The 24,050-nt window shown below is 35.1% G+C and carries 18 protein-coding genes and 1 tRNA gene; 11 read left to right on the top strand and 8 right to left on the bottom strand.

The annotated features are described in order from the left end of the window. Positions 1-46 precede the first annotated feature (46 nt). Positions 47-1,363, top strand: coding sequence for a hydroxymethylglutaryl-CoA reductase, degradative (locus FPG59_RS00775; RefSeq protein WP_086452718.1), 1,317 nt, complete (start codon positions 47-49; stop codon positions 1,361-1,363). A gap of 60 nt (positions 1,364-1,423) precedes the next feature. Then, on the top strand, positions 1,424-2,338 hold the full coding sequence (locus FPG59_RS00770) for a GYDIA family GHMP kinase (RefSeq protein ID WP_086452717.1): 915 nt from the start codon (positions 1,424-1,426) through the stop codon (positions 2,336-2,338). A 74-nt stretch (positions 2,339-2,412) separates the two neighbouring features. On the opposite strand, the gene FPG59_RS00765 is transcribed toward FPG59_RS00770, so the two are convergent. The 5 genes from FPG59_RS00765 to FPG59_RS00745 form a co-directional block, all read right to left on the bottom strand. Next, entirely contained in the window at positions 2,413-4,509 is a 2,097-nt protein-coding gene (locus FPG59_RS00765) for a peptidylprolyl isomerase (protein ID WP_086452716.1), read from the bottom strand. A gap of 347 nt (positions 4,510-4,856) precedes the next feature. Further along, entirely contained in the window at positions 4,857-5,060 is a 204-nt protein-coding gene (locus FPG59_RS00760) for a hypothetical protein (RefSeq protein ID WP_086452715.1), read from the bottom strand. A gap of 11 nt (positions 5,061-5,071) precedes the next feature. Then, a complete protein-coding gene (gene lptC, locus FPG59_RS00755; protein ID WP_086452732.1) occupies positions 5,072-5,587 on the bottom strand; it encodes an LPS export ABC transporter periplasmic protein LptC in 516 nt (171 codons plus the stop codon). 71 nt (positions 5,588-5,658) lie between these two features. Continuing rightward, a complete protein-coding gene (locus tag FPG59_RS00750; protein WP_086452714.1) occupies positions 5,659-6,909 on the bottom strand; it encodes a hypothetical protein in 1,251 nt (416 codons plus the stop codon). Beyond that, complete coding sequence (locus FPG59_RS00745) at positions 6,906-7,637, bottom strand: type III pantothenate kinase (protein ID WP_086452713.1); 732 nt, start codon at positions 7,635-7,637, stop codon at positions 6,906-6,908. The genes FPG59_RS00750 and FPG59_RS00745 overlap by 4 nt, the downstream gene beginning before the upstream one ends. Positions 7,638-7,735: 98 nt before the next feature. Here FPG59_RS00745 and FPG59_RS00740 point away from each other — a divergent pair. The 9 genes from FPG59_RS00740 (at position 7,736) to acs (ending at position 19,100) form a co-directional block, all read left to right on the top strand. After that, positions 7,736-7,808: transfer RNA gene (locus FPG59_RS00740), tRNA-Phe, on the top strand. Between the two features lie 325 nt (positions 7,809-8,133). Beyond that, on the top strand, positions 8,134-8,553 hold the full coding sequence (locus tag FPG59_RS00735) for a helix-turn-helix domain-containing protein (protein WP_086452712.1): 420 nt from the start codon (positions 8,134-8,136) through the stop codon (positions 8,551-8,553). A gap of 101 nt (positions 8,554-8,654) precedes the next feature. Continuing rightward, positions 8,655-10,034, top strand: coding sequence for a porin (locus FPG59_RS00730; RefSeq protein WP_086452711.1), 1,380 nt, complete (start codon positions 8,655-8,657; stop codon positions 10,032-10,034). Between the two features lie 19 nt (positions 10,035-10,053). Next, a complete protein-coding gene (locus tag FPG59_RS00725) occupies positions 10,054-11,604 on the top strand; it encodes an MFS transporter (RefSeq protein WP_086452710.1) in 1,551 nt (516 codons plus the stop codon). Positions 11,605-11,615: 11 nt separating this feature from the next. Continuing rightward, positions 11,616-11,840, top strand: a complete 225-nt coding sequence (locus FPG59_RS00720; protein ID WP_086452709.1) for a DUF6814 family protein — start codon at positions 11,616-11,618, stop codon at positions 11,838-11,840. A 351-nt stretch (positions 11,841-12,191) separates the two neighbouring features. Next, complete coding sequence (locus FPG59_RS00710) at positions 12,192-14,897, top strand: sensor histidine kinase (RefSeq protein ID WP_086452708.1); 2,706 nt, start codon at positions 12,192-12,194, stop codon at positions 14,895-14,897. 3 nt (positions 14,898-14,900) lie between these two features. Continuing rightward, on the top strand, positions 14,901-15,263 hold the full coding sequence (locus FPG59_RS00705; RefSeq protein WP_086452707.1) for a response regulator transcription factor: 363 nt from the start codon (positions 14,901-14,903) through the stop codon (positions 15,261-15,263). Between the two features lie 15 nt (positions 15,264-15,278). Then, positions 15,279-17,177, top strand: a complete 1,899-nt coding sequence (locus FPG59_RS00700; protein ID WP_086452706.1) for a propionyl-CoA synthetase — start codon at positions 15,279-15,281, stop codon at positions 17,175-17,177. Positions 17,178-17,192: 15 nt separating this feature from the next. Next, positions 17,193-19,100: an acetate--CoA ligase gene (acs, locus tag FPG59_RS00695; RefSeq protein ID WP_086452705.1), complete on the top strand. Its 1,908-nt coding sequence runs from the start codon at positions 17,193-17,195 to the stop codon at positions 19,098-19,100. Positions 19,101-19,212: 112 nt separating this feature from the next. On the opposite strand, the gene FPG59_RS00690 is transcribed toward acs, so the two are convergent. The 3 genes from FPG59_RS00690 to FPG59_RS00680 all read right to left on the bottom strand — a co-directional run bounded on the left by FPG59_RS00690 (position 19,213) and on the right by FPG59_RS00680 (position 24,043). Next, positions 19,213-22,101 carry an alpha-amylase family glycosyl hydrolase gene (locus FPG59_RS00690; protein WP_086452704.1) on the bottom strand — a complete coding sequence of 963 codons (2,889 nt, stop codon included), beginning with the start codon at positions 22,099-22,101 and terminating at the stop codon, positions 19,213-19,215. A 186-nt stretch (positions 22,102-22,287) separates the two neighbouring features. Further along, complete coding sequence (locus FPG59_RS00685) at positions 22,288-23,034, bottom strand: SusE domain-containing protein (RefSeq protein ID WP_086452703.1); 747 nt, start codon at positions 23,032-23,034, stop codon at positions 22,288-22,290. Between the two features lie 10 nt (positions 23,035-23,044). Next, positions 23,045-24,043, bottom strand: a complete 999-nt coding sequence (locus FPG59_RS00680) for a SusF/SusE family outer membrane protein (protein ID WP_086452702.1) — start codon at positions 24,041-24,043, stop codon at positions 23,045-23,047. Between the last annotated feature and the right edge of the window lie 7 nt (positions 24,044-24,050).

Genomic DNA, 24,050 nt, shown 5'->3' with positions numbered 1-24,050 from the left:
GCTAATAACGTATCTTTGCAGTATAGTACACCCTAATCAATTGAGAATGAACAAGACCATAAGTGGATTTTCAAAATTATCAAAAGAAGAAAAAATCAAATGGATTGCAACAGAATATTTCTCCAATCCATCTGAAGCAATTGCGGTAATTAAAAATTATTGGAACAACGATGAAAAAATTCAACAACTTCATGATGAGTTCATAGAAAACACGATTACGAATTTTTATATACCCCTTGGAATTGCACCCAATTTTTTGATAAACGGCAAGTACCGCACCATCCCAATGGCTATTGAGGAAAGCTCTGTCGTAGCAGCAGCATCCAAAGCTGCCAAATTCTGGGCTACACGAGGAGGTTTTAAAACTTCGGTCATCAATACTGAAAAAATTGGCCAAGTTCATTTTATATTCAAAGGTGATGTATCTAAACTAAGCCTGTTTTTTGCTCAAAACAAAAATAAATTTTTCTCCGAAACAGAGTCTATCACCGCTAATATGCAAAAACGCGGCGGTGGAATTACCGATATAATTCTAAAAGATAAAACTGATTTATTACCAAACTATTACCAGTTACATGCTACTTTTGATACTAAAGATAGCATGGGTGCTAATTTTATAAATTCGTGTTTGGAACAATTTTCCAAAACCTTAAAAGAAGAAGCACAACACTATGATTTATTCTCAACGTCAGAGAAAGAAATTGAAGTAGTAATGAGTATTCTTTCAAATTATGTGCCAAATTGCATTGTAAGAGCTGAAGTTTCATGTCTTGTTGCTGAATTAGATGAAAAACAAATACCAAACCCACAGGTATTTGCAGAGAAATTTGTGCAAGCTGTTCAAATTGCCGAAATAGAACCATACCGTGCTGTTACTCATAATAAAGGAATCATGAACGGAGTGGACGCGGTTGTACTGGCTACAGGTAATGATTTCCGTGCGGTTGAAGCCGGAATTCACGCCTATGCTTCCCGTAACGGAACCTATTCTAGTCTTTCCCATGCCAAAATAGAAGATGGAATTTTTACTTTTTGGTTGGAGATTCCGTTAGCATTAGGAACCGTTGGAGGGTTAACATCGCTGCATCCTCTTGTAAAACTTTCTCTCGAAATGCTAGAAAAACCTTCTGCACAAGAACTCATGCAATATGTTGCAGTTGCAGGGTTAGCACAAAATTTTGCAGCCTTGCGTTCGTTGACTACCACCGGCATTCAAGAAGGTCACATGAAAATGCACTTAAATAATATAATCAATCAATTTGAGGCCAGCAATGAAGAACGTCTTTTGATTCAAAATCATTTCAAGAAGAATGCTGTTTCTCATAGCGCCGTAGTTTCCTTTATTGAAAGCCTAAGAAAATAAGATTGATTTTTGATTTTCCAATCAAAATTAAAAACCTTGATTTGGATTAAAACAATACTGATGAAAAAAACATTTTATAGTAATGGTAAACTTTTAATAACAGGAGAATATCTTGTTCTTGATAGCGCACAAGCCTTTGCATTGCCAACAAAACAAGGACAAAATCTTTGTGTAGAAACAAGTAAAAACAATGAAATAGTTTGGATAAGTTATGACTTTGATGGTCAAATATGGTTTCAAGACACGCTTTCATTTTCTGATATTACTAATGGGACTAAAGATCAAACGGAAACTGTAAAAAGTACACTCACCACTATTTTACACGAAGCTTATAAATTGAATCCTGAATTCATTCTCAATGCTAATGGATACACTGTTACTACTGAACTCAGTTTTCCTAAAAATTGGGGCTTAGGAACGTCATCTACTTTAATTAACAACATTGCCCAATGGTTACAAATTGATGCCTTCACGTTGTTAAAAAATAGCTTTGGAGGTAGCGGATACGATATTGCTTGCGCACAAAATGATACGCCTATTCTTTTTCAGATAAATGACGGCAATCCAACCGTTAAACAAATTGAATTCAATCCTGAATTTACAAAAAATATTTATTTTGTGTATCTCAATAAAAAGCAAAATAGTAAAACAGCTATTGCAGCCTATCAAAAAAATAAAAAAAACAACTTAGCCGAAACAATAGTAAAAAACAACCAACTTACAACTGCAGTTTACAATGCTTCAACTCTTTTACCATTTATGGATGCTCTGGCACAACACGAAACCCATTTGAGTTCCATTTTAGAAACTACAATAGTGAAAGATACTTCATTTCCAGATTTTGATGGTGTTGTAAAAAGCCTTGGCGCTTGGGGAGGAGATTTTGTAATGGCAGTATCAGAACATAACCCAACCGCTTATTTCAAGTCAAAAGGATATGAGACTGTAATTCCTTATGAGGAGATGATCTTGTAGCTCATCATTTATATTCATAAAAAAAACCCGATACTTTGTCAGCATCGGGTTTTTTTATATTTGATCAGCTTGGATTAGTAATTAAAATCCATTCTGTTATCTTCAATTTTTGCGTTTTCTTTAAGAGCAGGAATAACTCTATTAGCATCTGATGCACTTTGAGTTTTAAGTTTTGTAACATAAGCAGCATGGCTTTTTAAGGCTGGCGCTTTTACAACTCCTACATTTTTTACCACATAAACTCCTGTATTACCTTCAATTGGTGCAGAAAGTTTGTTAGTTGCTAATGCAAATGCATTACCTACTACTTTTGGTTCTGGACCTACGCTCGGCAACATGGTATTTTCCATAGTTAATCCTTTAGCTTGCTGTACTGTTCCTCCCACTGCTTTTGCAATAGCTTCAAGAGAAGAACCATTCATTTTAGCTTTGATTAATTCTGCTTTCTTTTTGTTTTTCAAAATAGACTCAACGTAAGGTCTTGCAACAGAAACTGCAATTAGTCCAGAATCGTCAATGCTTTTCAATTTAGCAATAACGTGACCAACATTAGCAACCTCAAAACGTTTTACATCACCAACTTTTACTCCTTTTTCAAAAGCCCAACGAACAATTGTTCTTTGATTTCCAAGAGAACCAAAATTCTCATCTAATCCTTTTACAGAAACTGCAGGAGCAACTTTTAATCCTAATGTTTTTGCAACTGCATTAAGATCTTTATCAGCAGCATCCATTTCTAGTTTTGTAGCTTGCGTAAATATTTTATCAGCAGTAGCCTCAGAAGCCTCTACTTTTTGAGCAACAGTTGCTAAACGAATTCCGTCTTGTTTATCAGTAACTTTAATTACGTGGAAACCAAATTCAGTTTCTACTAAACCTACTTTACCAATACCATTATTAAATACAAAATCATTAAACGGTTTTACCATTTGGTTTGGACCAAAGTAACCTAAATCACCACCTTGTTGTGCAGAAGAATCATCAGAAGCTGTAAAAGCCAACATCATAAAACTATCTGGATTAGCCGAAACTTGAGCTAAAATACTTTCTGCTTTAGCTTTTGCTTCCTCTTTAGTTCTTTTTTCTTTTTGATTTGGAACTTGAGAACCTTCATATCCTATTAAAATATGACTAGCCTTAACATTAACAGCAGCTCTCTTACCTAATGATTTTGACAAACAAATGTATTTACCAAACATATAAGGTCCGTAAACAGCACCAGGAGCAAGGTTAAACAATTTATCAGCATCTACAGCTGGTAAATCTTTTTTAGCAATGTATGTAGAGTCATAAGGAATATCTGAATTTGAATTTACAAACTCAACCACATTTGCAGTAGTTCTAAATCCTGGCAAAGTATCATTTTTACCTGTTTTTTGGTTGTAGACAACACTACCAGATAACAACCCATTGATTCTAGTTTTAATTTCAGCTTCATCAGCAGGTGAAGCTTTGTCTTCAATTAAAACATATTCTACTTCACGAGATTCGTCAGCTTTGTATTTTTTCTTGTTTTTGTTCATAAAGTCAACAATTTCTGAATCAGAAATTTTAACTTCACTATCTTTAATTGTTGAATACAAACCAGCAACATAAGCAAAATTTACTTTGTTAGATTCCATTTCGTACTTCAACTTACCTTCGCTATCCGTTGTAAAAACTGAAGCTTTGATAAGTGTGTTGTACAATTGAAATTTAGCATTCAAATCAGCATCTTTTTCTCTATCTTTTAAAAACTGAGCTTGCTCTGGATTTGCTTTAAAATATTGTTTAAATTTTGCAACATCAAAAACGCCAGCAGCATTTAAAAACAATGGATTACCACCTATGTTTTGATCCGCTTTAAAAACCTCTAACAAATGTTTTTCGCCTACACGCAATCCTAGTTTTTCAAACTCGGATGTTAATAAAGCAACAGAAACCTCTTGATCCCATACTCTATTTGCAGCTTGTGTAGAAGTAATTCCTTGACCACTTTTTTCAACATTACTAACTTTAACTCTAAAATCTTCAAATGAAATGTCTTTTCCATCAACACTACCTACATCTTTTGAAGTACTGCTAAAACCACCACTGTTGAATATATCACCTATGATAAATGCTAATAAACAAAACCCAATAACGAGTATCAAGAGAAGTGAACGTTGTCTAATTTTTTGTAAAACTGCCATTTTATTGTTGTTAATTTTTATATTCAGTTTGCGAAAATACAATTATCTAATTAATAATTATACTAGTAGCCTTTTATTTTGCAAGAAAATTTGTTTTCCCAATAAAATAAAGCCTTCAAGCATTATTTAGTATTTTTAATTTAGCTTAAACCAATGATTTTAGAGGGTTTTAAACACTTTTTAAGGCTTTTTTCATGATTATTTAATCTTTAAAATAAACATTAAAATAGATCTGAAAATCACTTAAAACTAATATTACTAAACCTAAAACCGTTCTATTTTATTGAAGTTAAAACCCCAATTTTACCAAAGAAAGCTATCTTGACAAATAAACAAACCAAGTTGTTTTATGGTTTCATGTTTTTATTTCTCTCTTCAAATTTTTTAGCAAATCTACGTCTGAAGAAAAACATAAATACTGCAAAAGCTGCAATAATGAAATTCAACCAAGCTTCACCAAGAGCTGGATTATTAAGTTTTTTCACCCCATCAAAAATAAGATAGGCTGCAAAAAGTAGGTAAATGTATTGAGTGTATTTAAAATATTTCATGATGATACGTTTTATTCTTCTGTTTGAACCTCTCCCGTTATTTTTTGTGAATTAATGATCTTAAAGTCTTTGCTAAAATCTATTCCTTGACCGTTTGAAACGCCTTTGGCACCTGATAATTTAAACTTTCTTTCGGTAAAAAACCATTCGTTTTTTTGGTCAAAATACAATTGCTCTGTTTCTAATTTTTGACCGTCTTCGGTGAAGATTTTTACGTTTCCTTGCAAATCAATCATATTAGTAGCTTTGTAAGAAACTGCATATTTTGATTGAATAAACGTTTTTTTTCCTTTCTTGTCATACAATGTTACATCAATACCTTTTGGGAATTCAGTAAAAGGAAAATCAACGGTAGCGTAATCTAGCATTTTTGGACTTACTAAAACCGCGGTAATTCTTCCCGAATCAGTATATTTTAAGTCTACTAAATCAGCATCACTACTAGGTACAAACTCAGAGAAATTGATTTTTTGAATGTTTTTAAAATTACTTTCGCAACTTACAAGTGCAAATACACAACTGCCCATGGCTGCAAATTTTAAAAAAAAACGTTTCGTAATTGTCATATACCGCTATTAAGAGCAAAAAAAAAAGAATCCTAGTAGAATTTTCTTCTTTCAAACCATTTTTCATTAAGAGAAAAACCAAAACTAACATTAGCATAATTTTCTTGAATCAAATTAGCTTTTGTAGTTCCTCTTTTTCCCATTTCAAATCCAATGTTTACATTCGAAAAAGTTCCGTTAAGTGGCAAACCTACACCAAGTGTAAGTCCCATGTCATTTATAGATTCTGAATTAATAACAAGACCCGTTTTTTCATATCTTAAACCACCTCTATACACAATACGTTTAGCATAACTAGTAAAAGAATTGTATTTTGGGATGTAATAACCTCCAAGCGCAACACTTCCATATTTTCCGTATCCTACATTAGCGTTATTATTATATTCATTGGCTTGACCAGAAGTTTTTCCGTACTCAATTGTACCCCCTAAAAGCCATTTTCTAGACTCTCCAATACCTCCACCTAATGCTATTTTACTTGGTAAAATTAAATCAGTAGCCGAATTAATATCAGCCAAAACATCAACAACAGCAATATTAAAATCTGAATTATACAATGCCGTGGCTATATTTCTAGAATTATTAGACCTCAAATTACTCTCTATAGTATACGTTAAGCTTGTGTAAGCATTAATTTTCTTATACAATTTGGTTTCATACATCATTCCAACACTAAAATTAACACCTGATAAATCAGCAGTGTTTAACTCACGAGTTCCAGTAGCAACATCATTCACATACTGAAAACTATTAGTTTCAATTTTTCCAAAATTATAACTCACATCAGCTCCTATATTAAATTTGGGAGCCACTTTATAACCTAAACCAACGAAGGCCTTATTCATGCCGCCTTTACCATCAAAACGACTATTAGTTGCACCCACTTCAGTAGAAGTTGATTGTACTTTGTATCCTACAGATGAGTATGGTATTAAACCAAAACCTAGTCCAAATTTACCCATTGGCAAACCAACAGCTAAGTAATCTATAGTTGTTCTTGTTGCATTTGCAGACTTTGAATCGCTTTTTAAAGCTGTAGTTCCATAGGTTCCACCAAGTGCTACACTTGTATATTTCAAATTAGCATAACTAGCCGGATTTTGCAAATTGATATGAATACTATCCTGCTCTACTGCTACTCCAGCCATAGAACGATATTCATGGGCGCCTCTAAACCTTACTTGACCTATACCGTAAAAAGAATATGGAGATGCCGATCCTTCTTGTGCGAAAGTTGCTATTGAAAAAAACAAGCAAGAACTTATTAAAATTTTTTTAATCATTTTTTGATATTATAATGGAATTTTCGATTCAAACTCTCCAAAAGGAAATTTGAATTGGCAAATATGGTATTTTTTAATCGTTTAGCCAAAAAAACTGTATCGCCGCCCGTTAAAATTATTATAAAATTTGGATACTTCAACTTGTAATCTGCTATGAATCCATCAATTTCATAAACCAATCCGTTAACAACACCGGAATGAATGGAACTATTAGTAGAATCGCCAATAAGCTCTTTAGGATTTTCGAGTGTAAGCAATGGCAATTTAGCTGTAAAATTATGCAAGGATTCGTACCTCAATCTTAAGCCAGGTGAAATAGCACCTCCCAAATAATGATCTTGTTCATCTATAAAATCATAGGTCACACAAGTGCCTGCATCAATAACTAGCCTATTTTGTCCCGGAAATTGCAACACAGCTCCAGCCGCCAAAACCATCCTATCGATTCCTAATGTTGCTGGTGTTGCGTATTTATTTACAAAAGGAAACTCTTCTTCACGAGTTACGAAGTGTATTTTAAATTTAGATTCAAGCTTTAAAAAGGCAATTTCATCAACAAAACCAACTGACGAAACTACAACTTGAATGAGCAAAGGATATTTTTTTAAAATATTTGCACAATTTTTTTGAAGCTCCTCTTTAACAAATACAAAAACCTCTAGAAACATATTCCCCTCAAAGACAGCTGCTTTAATCCTTGTATTGCCCACATCTATAACTAAAACCATAATTCAATATTTACGATCACGAAGATACAAATTCATTTTTTTTAAAATTTGTTTTGGAGAAACAAAAAATGATTCTATATTTGCACCCGCAATAGCACGGTACCTTAGCTCAGATGGTAGAGCAATGGACTGAAAATCCATGTGTCCCTGGTTCGATCCCTGGAGGTACCACAAAACCCGAATAGAAATATTCGGGTTTTTTGTTTTTATATGCCTCTCAAAAAAATTGAAAACAAGTTTTTACTTTTTTTAAACACTCTGCAATACCAATAAACTATTCTTCACAACACCATAAATCTATTTGTAGCAATTTTACTATTGATGCATTGAATCTTCCATTTTTCAAAATCACTTTACAGTCAAAACCTTATTTTACTGATAATACAACAACAATTCATTGATAAAAATAGACAGTTTGTAATTTTATTTGATATTTTTTATTTTATTACAAATATAGTAATTGCTAATTTACTATATTTATGCAAAATTTATATACATGGAGATTTTAGCCTGTCCAAAATGTCAAGAAACTCATATCACAAAAAGTGGCATCATCAACAATAAACAAAGGTACTTGTGCAAAAAATGCAAGTATTTTTTTACCGTAAATAAATTGGGTAAAAAAATAGACGACTACTACGTAACTAAGGCCTTGCAACTTTATCTAGAAGGCTTGAGTTATAGAGAAATTGAACGCATTATAGGAGTTTCGCATGTTACCGTTAGCAATTGGGTAAAATCTTTTAATATCAAAAAACCATCTCATACCAACTACCATCCTACTTACAAAATTTTAAATCACTTAGAATTAATAGAATACATAAAGAAAAAAGAACTTATATCCGGCGCAGGAATGATTATTACAGAGCTAGGTGATAAATTCATGCTAATAAAATGGGAACGTTTCAAAGATTAACTATAGACTTTACACAAAAATATATCTAAATTTTTTTTCACAATAAAAAAATAGAATTTGGCACTTTATTAACCAACCATTAACTAACTAAAATTTTATTTATGAAAAAAATATTGTTTAAAGCGTCGGTCCTCTTACTATCGCTACAAGGTTTTTCACAAGGATCCACAGAGTACGGTGGAGGCTTGAAATTTAACCTAAATGAAGATGGTTCAAAATTCATGCGTGTTATAGCGTGGAACCAGATCTGGATGCGCTCCTCTGAGATGAATCCCGGAACAATGATTGGTGGCGAAGCAACATCAACAGCAACAGACATAGGAAACAGACGTTTGCGTTTCCTAGCTTATGCACAAGTTTCTAAACGATACATGATTTTAACCCATTTCGGGATTAATAACCAAACCTTTACCAATGGCGGCGCAGCAGGAACATCTGGAACAGGTGGTTATGGCGCAGGTAAAAAACCAGGTTTGTTTTTTCATGACGCTTGGAACGAATATGCAGTAGTTCTACCTGCAAAAGACAAAAAATTTAGTATGTCACTGGGTGCAGGATTGCATTACTACATGGGACTATCAAGAATGACCATGGGATCTACTTTGAACTTCTTAACTATAGACGCTCCTATTTTTAACTGGCCATTAATAGAAAACTCAGATCAATTTGCTAGACAAGTGGGGCTTTTTGCCAAAGGTAAATATGGTAAACTAGAATATCGCTTGAGCTACAATAAGCCTTACGCTACAAACCTTGCTCCCGTAAATACCACAAATGCTGCAAACGCAGTAGCGGTTGACAATAGTGGCTTGACAAAATGGTCTAAAGCAGGATACTTAGAATATCAATTTTTAGAGCAAGAGGCAAACGTACTTCCTTTTAAAGTAGGAAGTTATTTGGGTACTAAAAAAGTATTCAATCTAGGTGCAGGTTTTTACACAGCTCCGGATGCTACTAGATCATTGGTTAACAACACCATAAACAAACACGATATTACCCTTTTATCTGCTGATGCTTTTATGGATTTACCTATTGGAAAAAAAGAAAAGAAAATGGCGGTAACTGCATACAGTGTATTATATGATTATGATTTTGGACCTAACTATCTACGTAATGTAGGTATTATGAACGTAGGAACATTAGACCCTAATTTCACAGGGAATAGAGCCATAGCCGGTCCTGGTAATGCGCAGCCTACAATAGGCTCTGGAACTATCTGGTACACGCAAGCAGGTTTTTTATTGCCTAACAAAGAGGCGAAACCAAAAGTGAGAATCCAACCTTTTGGAGCAGTCACTTACAAAGACTTTGATGCTTTAGCGCAAACAAGCACACAATTTGACATAGGATCAAATTTTTTCCTTGACGGACATCACGCTAAAATTACAGCACAATATTCAACTAGACCCGTATACACTTCGCTAACAAACAAATCTGGATCCTTAGGAGAGTTTGTAGTACAACTTCAAATCTATTTATAACCAATTAAAAAAAATATTTATGAGTACAAAATCAACAAAAGGAATCTGGAAAGTTATCTCCGCATCCTCAATGGGTACCATGATTGAATGGTACGATTTTTACATCTTCGGTAGTTTAGCTGTTGTATTATCAACAAAATTTTTCCCATCAGACAATCCTACTGCTGCGTTTTTATCTACACTAGCAACATTTGCTGCAGGTTTTGTGGTACGTCCTTTTGGAGCGTTATTTTTTGGTAGATTAGGAGACATTATCGGTCGAAAGTACACCTTTATGGTCACGTTAATGCTTATGGGTGGTGCTACCTTTGTCATGGGATGTATCCCTACTTATGAAACAATTGGCTTTGCGGCACCTATACTAATATTGATTTTACGTTTGTTACAAGGTTTAGCACTTGGTGGTGAATACGGCGGTGCTGCAACGTATGTGGCAGAGCATGCTCCAGCTGGTCAAAAAGGATACTGGACCTCCTGGATACAAACAACTGCTACTGTTGGTTTATTTGTTTCGTTAGTAGTAATTTTAGTAACAAAAGGGTTGCTAACTAAAGAGGCCTTTGACGAATGGGGCTGGAGAGTGCCGTTTTGGGTATCTATAGTTATGGTGGGTATATCCTACTTGATTCGAAAAAATATGGATGAATCACCTGTTTTTGCAAAAGCAAAAGCAGAAGGAAAAACAAGTACCAATCCACTAAAAGAAAGTTTTGGTAACCGCTACAACTTAAAATTTGTTTTATTAGCACTTTTTGGAGCTACAATGGGACAAGGTGTAGTATGGTATACAGGTCAATTTTACGCAATGAGTTTTTTAAAAACAGTAATGTTTGTTGAGGCATCTCAAGTAGAAACATTGTTAGGAATAGCCTTAATATTAGGAACTCCATTTTTTGTTTTCTTTGGATGGTTGAGTGACAAAATAGGAAGAAAGTCAATCATGATGGCTGGTTTATTAATTGCAATCATTGCGTATAGACCTATTTACAGAGCCATGTTTCAAACTACTGATTTAGCTTTAAAAACTGAAATCGTAGCGCAAACTAAAACGGTTCCATCTTTAAAAGAAATCAGCGAAACTAAAACCGACTCTATCTACACGACTTCTAAATCATACACAGATGGTACAGTTGCTGAGGAACTAAAAACAAAACATTTTGAGAATGGAAAGATAATGTTAGATGACAAGGGAGCTGAAAAAATTGAAACTAAAATTACCAAAACAATTAACGATGCAGACAAATGGATGCTTGTATTCCTTGTGTTTCTTCAAGTGATTTTTGTTACTATGGTTTATGGTCCAATTGCAGCATTTTTAGTAGAAATGTTCCCTGTAAAAATTAGATATACATCAATGTCTTTGCCGTATCATGTAGGAAACGGTATATTTGGTGGATTACTTCCTGCTATTTCAACATTTTTAGTAACTACAGCAAAAGGAACTGGGCCTACGCCAGCTAACCCTGAGTATTATCTAGAGGGTTTATGGTACCCAATCATCATTGCAGGTATCTGCTTTGTTATTGGAATGATTTATATAAACAGAAAAAACAATACTCTTCACGACTAAAACATATCATTATGAATTCAATTAAAAAACTTTTAGGAATAGTATGGATACTACTAGCCTTGGCAGCAGCCTTTTACAGCGTTGAAATGTTTGGACCTAAACTTACATCAGGCAAGCAAGACGACTTAGTATTTGGAATTATTATGTTCTTTATTTTACTACCCCTTATTGTAACTGGATTGGTCACTTTTGGCTATTTTGCATTTTCGGGTGATTATAATGAAATGGATGAATAGCAAAAACTAATTTTAAAAACCATAACAATCTCTGCATCAATATGTGGAGATTGTTTTATTTAATTGTAGCATTCGATACTAAGAAAACTAAAGAAAAAAATATAAGATAAATGGTTATTAGAACGGACCATTTCAAACCAATAGATTTCTAAATGCATCCTTTTATGAAAAAAAGACATGAACAAAAAATGGTAATTCTTTCCTTGCTAATGCTAATAGCTTTGAATTTACCACTCATTCTTTTATTTGACAGTTCCGAATCTCTTTTTGGATTTCCCATTACATATATTTATATTTTTTCGGTTTGGCTTTTTTCTATAATTGTATCTTTCATCATCATAAAACGATATTATGAGTAGTGTAGCTCTTTTATTCATCTTATTAATTTATGTATCTATTCTTTTTTTCATAGCCTACTGGTCAGAAAAAAGAAGTCACTCTATATGGGCTAATAATCCTTATGTATATTCCTTGTCTCTGGCGGTATATTGCACTGCCTGGACGTATTATGGGAGTATAGGCGTAGCAGCCGATTCTGGTTTAGGCTATCTCCCTATTTATCTAGGTCCCGTATTAATAATTCCTACTTGGATTATTTTACTAAAAAAAATTATTAGAATTTCACGTGTAAATAAAATATCCAGCATTGCTGATTTTATTTCGTTACGCTACGGAAACAGTAGATGTCTAGGTGCCATAGTAACACTAGTTTGCATTTGCGGAATATTACCTTACATAGCGTTACAGCTCAAAGCCATTTCGGACACCTTTCACATTGTAACTAAAACTCAAGCGAGTTCTAACATTTTTACAGACACCACAACTTATGTATGTCTTGCACTTGCCTTGTTTGCCTCCTATTATGGAACAAAATATGTAGATGCATCAGAGAAAAGAAGTGGTATTGTTACCGCAGTTGCACTTGAATCTGTTTTAAAATTAGTGTTTTTTATCACTATAGGCATATACGTAACCTATTTTGTTTATGATGGGTTTGATGATATTTACAAACAAGCAGCGGTGCTAAAAGATTTTGATAAAAAAAATACCATAGGTACACTAAGTGATGGTATTAACTGGTTTTTCTTGTGCCTCGTATCAATGTTTGCCATCTTTTTATTACCAAGACAATTTCATACAGCCATAGTAGAGAATAATAAAGAAACGCATGTAAGAACAGCAGTATGGTTATTTCCGTTGTACTTACTTTTGTTTAATTTATTCGTGTTCCCTATAGCTTGGGGCGGCAACATTCTTTTTGAAGGAAAAGGACTGAATGCCGATACTTATTCTTTATTAATTCCGCAGTATTTCAATAACACAACTTTGACTGTTATGGTTTTCCTTGGCGGATTTTCGGCAGCTATTTCTATGATTATTGTATCCTCAATAGCTCTTGCCACCATGTTAAGCAACAACTTGCTTATTCCTTATGGATTTATAGGGTCTTTAAAAAACACCTCAGAAGTTAAAAACAGTAAACGCATTGTGAACAGTCGCAAGATTGGTATATTCTCACTCATTATTATTGCTTACATTATTTATCGCTTGTTTATCTTAGATTATTCGTTAGTATCTATAGGTTTAGTAGCTTTTGTAGTCATTGCGCAGCTAGGCCCTGCGTTTTTTGGCGCTCTTTTCTGGAGACGAGGATCAAAAAAAGGAGCCATAACAGGAATACTATTAGGGTTTGCAGTATGTGTGTATTCTTTACTCATACCGTATGCCGTGGGAATGACAAATGCAACAAATCCTTTTATTCTTGAAGGGCCAATGGGTATTTCTTGGCTAAGGCCATTTCAACTGATGGGTCTTGATTATTTAGAGCCTATTCCGCATGCTATTTTTTGGAGTTTATTAATTAATACCATGAGTTACGCGGCAGTTTCTGTAAGTTTTAAAGGGAATTATAGAGAACGAAATTATGCCGAAATGTTTGTGGATATTGACAAGTACATTACCAATCATGAAAATGCCTTTGTATGGAAAGGAACTGCTTACGTCTCTGACATTCAAAAAGTATTACACCGTTTTTTGGGAGAAGAAAGAACTAAACGTGCCCTTACTATTTTTAATTTAAAATACAACATTGATAAAAACATAACCACAGCCGATGCCCGCTTTATAAAATTTGCCGAAAATTTACTTACCGGTCACATAGGTACGGCTTCCGCCAAAATATTAATTGCAAGTGTAGTCAAAGAAGATAAAATAAGCCTTCCCGAAGTGTTGCGAATTTTAGAGGAATCCAAAGAAAACATCATCATTAACAAGAAATTGACGGACACATCAAACGAATTAAAAAAAATATCAGAACAACTCAAAAATGCGAATCAAGAATTAGTCAATAAAGACATCCAAAAAGATGAATTTCTAGACACCGTAACACATGAATTAAGAACGCCCATAACAGCAATTCGCGCAGCAAGCGAAATTTTGTATGATGATGACGCTGTTCCCGAAGAAATGCGAAAACAATTTTTGCAAAACATCATTTCAGAGTCGGATCGGTTGAATAGGTTGATTGATAAAATTTTGGATTTAGAAAAATTTGAAACGGGAAAACAGAAAATCTACCTGTCAAAAAACAACATTACAAAAACGATTTCAAAAACAGTAGCGTCATTAAATCAATTAATTAAAAACAAAAAAATCACAATTGAATTTGACAAAACCGATCAGGTCATTAAGGCTTTTTATGATGAAGAACGAATCATACAAGTAATCCATAATTTATTGTCTAATGCTATAAAATTTTGTTCAGAAACGGATGGAAAAATAACTATTTCTATCCTTGAGAATGAAACAAATGTAGCTGTCAAAATTCACAATAACGGCAAACGTATTAAAGAAGAAGATGCCGAAGCTATTTTTGATAAATTCTATCAATCTCGGAACCAAAACATAAAAAAACCAATAGGCAGCGGATTAGGATTAGCCATTTGCAAACAAATTATAGAACATCATAAAGGAACCATTTGGAGTGAAAAGAATGAGGTTGAAGGCGCCACTTTTACTTTTACATTACCCAATTATAATACAAGCGAAACGAATTAAAACATGAAAAAAATTTTAATTGTAGATGACGAACCAAACATTGTAATGTCATTAGAATATACTTTCAAAAAAAACAATTTTGAGGTTTTTATAGCCCGTGACGGACAAGAAGCATTGGACATTTTGCAAACTAAACTCCCAGACGTTATTATTCTAGATGTCATGATGCCCATGGTGGATGGTTTTGCAACATTGGAACAAATAAAAAAAGAAGAACGTTTGCAACATTGCAAGGTAATCTTCCTTTCGGCAAAAAATAAAGAAAAAGACATTGAAAAAGGGCTTTCATTAGGTGCTAACTTGTATGTAGTAAAACCTTTTTCGATCAAAAAGTTAGTAGAACAAGTCCAGGATTTACTATCCTAAAAAACATTCAATACCATGAATTATAACAAAATTTACGAAGACAGTATTGCACAACCAGAACAATTCTGGGCACAACAAGCTGATGCAATTGAGTGGTACAATAAACCCGCGACCATTTTATCGAAAGACGAAAATGGATATCCGCAATGGTACAAAGATGGCGAATTAAATATTTGTTATTTAGCCCTTGACAAACACATTCAAGATGGATACGGCGACCAAGTTGCCCTAATATATGATTCTCCAGTAACACAAACCGTAAAAAAATATACCTACTCTGAGGTAAAAACCGAAGTAGCAAAACTAGCAGGTGGCATGCTTGCATTAGGGTTAAAAAAAGGGGATACGGCCATTATTTACATGCCTATGATTCCGCAAACAGCATTTGCTATGTTAGCTTGCGCACGAATCGGAGTAATACATTCGGTTGTTTTTGGTGGTTTTGCACCACATGAATTGGCTATCCGCATTGATGATTGTAAACCACGTGCCATTATTACTGCTTCATCAGGAATAGAAGTAGATCGATTAATTGCCTACAAACCATTAGTCGATGAAGCCATTGCATTAGCGAGTCACCGACCAAAAAAAGTTATCGTTTTCAATAGAAAATTAGGCGCTAGAATCCCGTTTAAGAAGTATGATGTAGATTATGACGCCTTAGTGTACGGCTCCGAAGAGACAGCCTGTGTTGCCTTACCTTCTAATCATCCGCTTTATATTTTATACACATCTGGAACTACAGGAAAACCAAAAGGAATTGTAAGAGACACTGGAGGTTACGCCGTTGCATTGAAATTCTCGATGAAACATATTTACAACGTAAATCAAGATGAAGTTTTTTGGGCAGCGTCGGATATGGGTTGGGCAGTAGGTCACAGCTACATTTTGTACGGTCCATTATTAAACCGAAATACAACCATCGTATTTGAGGGAAAACCTATCAAAACTCCTGATGCGAGTACGTTTTGGAGAATCATTTCGGAGCATAAAGTAGGCACCATGTTTACAGCACCAACTGCCATTAGAGCCATCAAAAAAGAAGATCCTAACGGAGAATTCATCAAACAATACGATTTAAGTTGTTTAAAAAATCAATTTTTAGCAGGAGAACGCTGTGACAATGCCACTTTAGAATGGTATCAAGAACACATCCCGATTCCTGTTATAGACCATTGGTGGCAAACCGAATCTGGTTGGCCCATGATTGCCAACTCCCTTGGAATCGAAAAAATGCCTGTCAAATCTGGTTCGGCTACAAAAGCAGTTTGTGGCTATGACATTAAGATTTTCAATGAAAACGGCCAAGAACTAGGTCCAAATGATGAAGGGCTTGTGGTCATAAAATTACCATTGCCACCCGGAAACTTATTAGGAATTTGGGCAAATGAAGCCCGATTTAAAGCCAGTTACTTTAGCAAATTTGATGGCTATTACCTTTCTGGTGACGGTGGTTATAAAGATGAAGACGGTTATATTTTTATTACCGGAAGAACCGATGATGTTATTAATGTAGCGGGACACCGTTTATCAACCGCCGAAATGGAAGAAGTTGTGGCTGCTCATCCTTGCGTTGCAGAATGTGCTGTTATAGGAATTCACGATGAGTTAAAAGGACAAGTTCCACTGGCATTGGTCGTAACTAAACTTGGAACCGAAATGGAACAATACCAATTAGAACAAGAAATTATAAAACTTGTTCGGCAGCAAATTGGGGCCGTTGCTTCACTACGAAATGTAGTTGTAGTGCAACGTTTGCCAAAAACAAGATCCGGAAAAATCTTGAGAAAACTAATGCGAAGTATTGTTGATGGTGAAAACTTTCAAATTCCATCTACAATTGATGACGAAGCCATTATTGACGAAATTACACAAACAGTACAAAAACATAAAATAGGTAGTTATAATTTATAAAATTTATCAAACATCATGAGTTACTATAAAATTAATACTTTAGAAGAATATTTTAAACATTACAAAAAATCAGTTCGTGAACCAAAAAAATTCTGGGACAAAGTAGCCTCCGAAAACTTTACTTGGTACCAAGAATGGGACAAAGTGGTTGATTTTAATATGGCCGAAGCCGAGATAAAATGGTTTACCGAAGCCAAAGTAAACATCACTAAAAATTGTATTGACAGGCATTTAGCCAAAAACGGAACAAAAACTGCCATCATTTTTGAACCCAACGACCCAACCGAAACCGCTTTGCACATTTCCTATAACGAACTACACGAGCGTGTGTGCAAAATGGCTAATGTTTTACAAGAGCAAGGTATACAAAAAGGGGATCGCGTATGCATTTATTTGCCTATGATTCCAGAACTAGCCATAACTACGCTGGCTTGTGCAAGAATTGGCGCTATTCACTCGGTTGTTTTTGCAGGATTCTCGGCATCGGCGGTGGCGGCTCGTATTAATGACAGCACTTGTAAAATGGTCATCACTTCAGATGGTGGCTATCGCGGCAATAAAACAATTGATTTAAAAAGTATTGTTGACGAAGCCTTATTGAGTTGCGATTGCGTAGAAAAAGTTTTAGTTGCAAAAAGAATTCATACCACGGTACCTATGAAAGAAGGACGTGACCAATGGTTGCAGCCACTTCTAGACGCTGCTTCAGACAATAACGTGGCTGAAATTATGGATGCCGAAGATCCGTTGTTTATTTTGTACACCTCTGGCTCTACAGGAAAACCAAAAGGAATGGTTCATACTACTGCAGGCTATATGGTGTATACCGCATATACGTTTAAGAATGTTTTTAATTACGAAGAAAATGATATTTTTTGGTGCACTGCTGATATTGGTTGGATCACTGGACACTCCTATATATTATACGGACCTTTATTGAATGGAGCTACGACAGTAATTTTCGAAGGCGTTCCCTCCTATCCTGATTTCAGTAGGTTTTGGCAAACTATTGAGAAACATAAAGTCACTCAATTCTATACTGCTCCAACAGCGATTAGAGCTTTAGCGAAAGAAAGTATCGAATTTGTACAACGCTACCAATTAACCTCTTTAAAAGTCATTGGATCCGTGGGAGAACCTATTAATGAGGAAGCTTGGCACTGGTACAACAACCACGTAGGTGATAAAAAATGTCCTGTAGTGGACACTTGGTGGCAAACCGAAACCGGAGGAATCATGATCTCGCCAATTGCTTTTGTAACACCAACTAAACCTACTTATGCATCTTTACCATTACCGGGAATCCAACCTGTTTTGATGGATGAAAAACGTAACGAAATTGAAGGCAATCAAGTAACGGGAAGCTTGTGTATTAAATTCCCTTGGCCAGGAATTGCTAGAACTATTTGGGGTGATCATCAACGTTACAAAGACACGTATTTTTCTACCTTTCCAGGCAAATATTTCACTGGAGATGGCGCTTTGCGTGACGAAGTTGGGTATTACAGAATCACAGGCCGCGTAGACGATGTTGTAATTGTTTCTGGTCACAACCTTGGAACAGCCCCTATTGAAGATGCTATCAACGAACATCCAGCGGTAGCGGAATCAGCCATTGTAGGTTTCCCGCATGATATTAAAGGAAATGCTTTGTATGGCTTTGTAATTCTAAAAGAAACTGGAGAATATCGTGATAGAGAAAATCTGAGTAAAGAAATTAATCAACACATATCTGATCACATAGGTCCAATTGCAAAGTTGGATAAAATTCAGTTTGTCTCTGGTCTACCCAAAACCCGATCTGGCAAAATCATGCGTAGAATTCTACGTAAAATAGCCGAAGGAGATTACTCTAATTTTGGAGATACTTCAACCTTATTAAACCCTGAAATTGTGGACGAAATCAAAGATGGTAAAATTTAATTTTTAGTTTTAATTTGTTGTTGAAAAACTGCTTCATTTCTGGAGCAGTTTTTTTTATACAAAAACGGCTGCCTTTTTAGGGACAGCAGTTTTTCACTAATTCAACCAAATATTAATTCTTCAATAACTTCAATACCTTCATGACATTATTTTCATCCAATGTTTTTATAATATAAAGCCCTTGATTCAAATCACTAACTAAAAATGGAGATCCTGCTGTTTTAGTAGCATCAAAACTTTTAACCAATTGTCCCGTGATAGAAAAAATTTGAACTTTAGAAATAGTTTCATTCAATGTAAAATAATCAGATGCTGGGTTTGGATACAACGCAATCGTTGGTGATTCTTCATAATCGGCAATTGCCAAAGAAGCTGTTTTATTCCCGTATATTTTAAATTCACCTGGCTGTAAAGATATTGGTTGTGATGTACTTGAAATTACAATTTCACTATTGTCCATCAAATTATACCATGTACCTGTATAAGCAAAACCAGATGGAACTGTTTGAGCGGTTACATTAAAATTAGCTAGGATTAAAACATCTTTTAATTGGCTTGAAGCCAAAGCGCTGTTTGTAATTTTAATGTTAGGGTATAACGAACTCGTGTTTGCAATACTTGCAGTACCAGAAAAAACCGGTTCGATTGTTTTCATAGTAATCATTTTGGCCCAATCATCGTAAATTTTACTTCTATTGGTATCCCCAAGCCAGTTACCAGTCCATTGCGGTTGTGGTTTTGTATCTAGCTTACAATCGCCAGAAGCACCATCAGAAGGTGTGTTTACAACGCCATTGTTACAAGAAAAGATAGATTTGTCCCAACCTAGCTCCCCAAATTGCCAAATCATTTTTGGTCCAGGAACTAATAATGAAACGGCTCCCAAAGCAGACATTCTGGATAATGCAATATTCAAGTTTTTAACATCATGATTGGCCTCAGAACTGTTACCGGTCTGTAAGTTATTGTACATCAAACGTTCTTCATCATGACTTTCAGCGTAACCCATTAATCGATGAGCCGTAAATCCTCTACTGGAAGCGTTCATTCCTGATATGTTACCAGCAAATCCTTTTGTAAGATTGTTGTATTGACCCGTCAAAATTCCCCACATCATTACTCCTTTACTTGGAGTTTCATTCAATCTGTAATTTGCCCATTGCTGTTCTTCGTCATTTCCGCCTAAATGTTCAAAAATAACATAGTGATTTGGATCTAAATTCCAAGAATAGTCAGCATATTTTCTTAATACCTCTACTCTATCTTGCTGTCTATTTCCAGTACAATTTTCCTGACCACCAGCCACATTAGCAGGACAATTTTGGGTAAACCCTTTGGTTAAATCCCATCTAAATCCATCAATTTTATATTCTTCAACCCATTGTTTAATGACCCGTTGCACGTAGTTTTGTGTTCTAGGTTGCTGATGATTAAAATCTTCACCCACACTGTAACTGTGCATGGCTGTTGTATTAAAATAAGGATTCTCAGCAGAAGGAGAACCCCAGCCATCACCGTCAGGATCGTTCATCCACATACGAACCATAGGATTACGACCAAAAGCGTGATTTAACGCCACATCAAGAATCACTGCAATTCCGTTTTGATGGCACAAATCAACAAATTCTTTTAACTTATCAGAAGTTCCGTAGAATTTATCCAAAGCCATGTGAAATGAGGTGTTGTATCCCCAGCTTTCGTTGCCTTCGTACTCCATAACAGGCATTAATTCAATTGCATTTATTTTCAAATTTTTGAAATAATCAATCTTATTAATTAAGTCCTGATAGCTTCTATTAGCATCAAAATCACGCACTAATAATTCGTAAACAACAAGTTTTTCTTTGGCTGGTTTGACAAAACTAGTTGTAGCAGCACTCCATGCAAAAGGTGTTTTACCAGTTTGCAATACTGTTACCTCACGTTCCTGACCAGCAGGATACACAGGCATGTTTGGATATTTTGAAGCAGGAATGCCCCCATCATCAAAAGGAGACAAAACTAAAGTAGAATAAGGATCGGCTGTTTTTACAAGTGATGGTGATCCAGCATTTGGAGTAGCATCAACAACCCAGTATTGATAGGTGTAATTTACTCCAGATGTTAAGCCTGCTAATTCTAACCAAAACTTCCCAGAGGTCGGGTCCTTTTTCATAGCATAAACGTCTGTAGGTTGCCAGTTATTAAAACTTCCTGCAACGTAAACAAAGTCTTTGAATGGCGCATCAAGTACAAGTGTAGCTTTTGAGGCATCCGCAGTATTATAATTTATACCATCTAACAAGCCCATTGGTATGGTTTGGCTAGCAGCATTTGGGTTTACAATAGCACTGAATTTTTTACTAATTGTTGCGGCACCTTGAGTTACTTGAAGCTCGTAATTTTGATTGCTAGTAATTCCTGTTTGATTAAAATTGTAGTTAGCAGTTGCAGGGTTTGTGTTTACTGTTACTCCGTTTGCTTTTAATACATAACTCGCACTACCACCCGTATTTGAAGCTGAAATATTCAAACTTCCGCCACTAGAAATGATAGTTGCGCTGTTTTCTGAAGGAGCAGTCAATGTTACTTGAAATGAACCTACTTCATTGATTATATCTTGCGATTTTTTATCTCCCGTACCGTCTTTAGCTTTTACTAAAAAACCAATTCTTCCAATTCCGTTTCTGTTATAAAAAGTGTTTGGTGTGAATGTTTTTGTGTAGGTATCTGAGCCCGAATCATAAGTAAATCGGTTCGCTTCATTAGAAGCTGTCCATGCACCGTTAGTAGGACAATCAACAATATTTGCATCATTGATGTCAAAAGACCATGCCCAAATATATAAAGCATTGCCCGTTACTCCCCAAGCAGACTCATTAATAGAAGCACCACTCACGGTTAAAGTCACAGTAGTTCCTTCTTCAAAAGTAGCAGGAGTAATGGTATACGTAATGTTTTGTTGTTGCGCAAATGCTGCAAACGAACAAAAAAGCAGCATAAAAAGTATTTTTTTTTTCATAAATAGATAATATTTTAAGAAGTCCTACTTTGCCTTAAATTCACTCTTGATTAAAATTTCATATTCTCTACTTAACCAAGGCTTTTTAAGAAAACGTAGCGAGTAAACACTAGGCAAAAAAACTATTTTAAAAAAAAGAAGCTGTTACAAAATATGGAACAGCTTACTTTAGATTAATCAACAAAATTATAATTTTGTAATTCGATAGGTTTTGCCATTAAAGTCAATCACTAATCTGTAACTCCCAGCAACAGTAATTGGAATATTTGCACCACCAGCATCTAGAGTGCCGTTGTTGTCATTATCACCAAAATTAGTACTCCACGCATCATCTAACCTAAATTTATATTCACCTACTACCATATTCAAAGTAATTGAATAGGTTTTTGTACTTAAATCATAATCTAAATTGGTATCGGAATCCCATCCAGTAGGTGTGGCACTTCCAATAATTCCCCAATCTGGCCAAGCTGGATAAGGCGTCAATTTAATGGTAAAAGAATTTGAAGTTTGAGCTATACTTCCTGTTGTACCTACTGTAGATTTTACACGTACGTCAATTGCACTTTCAACAAAAGGAAGAAAGCCCGCATCTAGTGCAGCAGTATTTAACTCGCTAACAGTAAATTTCTTAAACTTTTCTAAGGAACTAGCAATAACAACCGGTTTTGCAAAATTGGTTCCGGCTTTAGCAAACTCAATAGTATAATTTACTACTGTATTTGTACCGCTATAAGATGCATAACTCCATACCATTGTTGACACTAAATCATTAGGTTTTGTTTTATCTAAAACTATTGTTAGTCCCGACGTAGGTACTGCTAATACAGGGGGTGACCCAGCTGTAACTTCCTCTCTATCCATTACTGAATCTGTGCAGGAAAAAGTAATTATGCTCAGTAAAGCAATTAAATATTTTGATATATTTTTCATAAGAGTCAAATTATATTTTTTGGATGGTATAGGTTCTTGCTGTAAAATCGGCTGAAATTAAATACGTACCTAAGGTAGTTACTGGGATATTATCTCCACCTGCGTCTAAAGACAAATCGTTTCCGTTATCCCCGAAATTATTTCCCCAATCACGATTTAATCGAAATTTAAAAGCACCAGATTTCATTTTTATTATTATGGAGTACTTTCCTGTGGTAGGATTAAAATCCATAAAAGTATCTGCATCCCAGCCTTTTGGTGTTGCATCCCCAATTACACCCCATGCATTAGTCACTCTTGTTATTGAATACGTTCTAGTAGTAAAATTAGCAATAATGGTATAAAACCCAGCAGTTACAGCAATATTGTCACCTGCAGGTTCTAAAGAAAGATTGTTGCCCGTATCACCAAAATTAGTATCCCATTTATTATCTAATCGGAATTTGAACTCACCTGCAGTCAACGGCAAAGTAACTGAGTATGTACCAGTAGCTTGATTAAAAGTCATTTCAGTACTAGCATCCCACCCCAGTGGAGTTGCGCTGCCAATAACTCCCCAACTAGGTTGGTATGGAGTAACTTTTAGCGTAAAAACATTAGAAGTTCCTGCCGATGATTTCACACGTACATCTATAGCTCCTTCAACCATTGCCGGCATACCTAATGCTTTAGTAGCAGCGTCTAAAGTAGCAACTGATACATCTAAAAATTGTTTCGTAGTTGGCGCACCTATTACTACTACTGTAGCAAAGTTTGTCCCTGCTTTTGCTGCTTCTACAGTATAACTAATACTTGTAGCGGTAGTGCTTTTTGCGGTATCGTTCCAAACAAAAGTTGTTGCTAAATCATTTAATTTAGCTCCATCAAGTACAAGATTAAATGTAGATGTAGGCGTTAGTAGCGATATACCTTCAGCTTTTTCGTCTGAAACTTTATTTTCGATATCATCCGTACAGGAAAGTGTAAGGAGACTCAAGAAAATAATTAATAATTTAATTGTGTTTTTCATTATGTTC

Origin of the sequence: Flavobacterium sp. FPG59 (assembly GCF_002150205.1) — a bacterium.
Classification (GTDB): Bacteria; Bacteroidota; Bacteroidia; order Flavobacteriales; family Flavobacteriaceae; genus Flavobacterium.
Note: the sequence above shows the minus strand (reverse complement) of the source record. Positions and strands in the feature narration are given on the sequence as shown.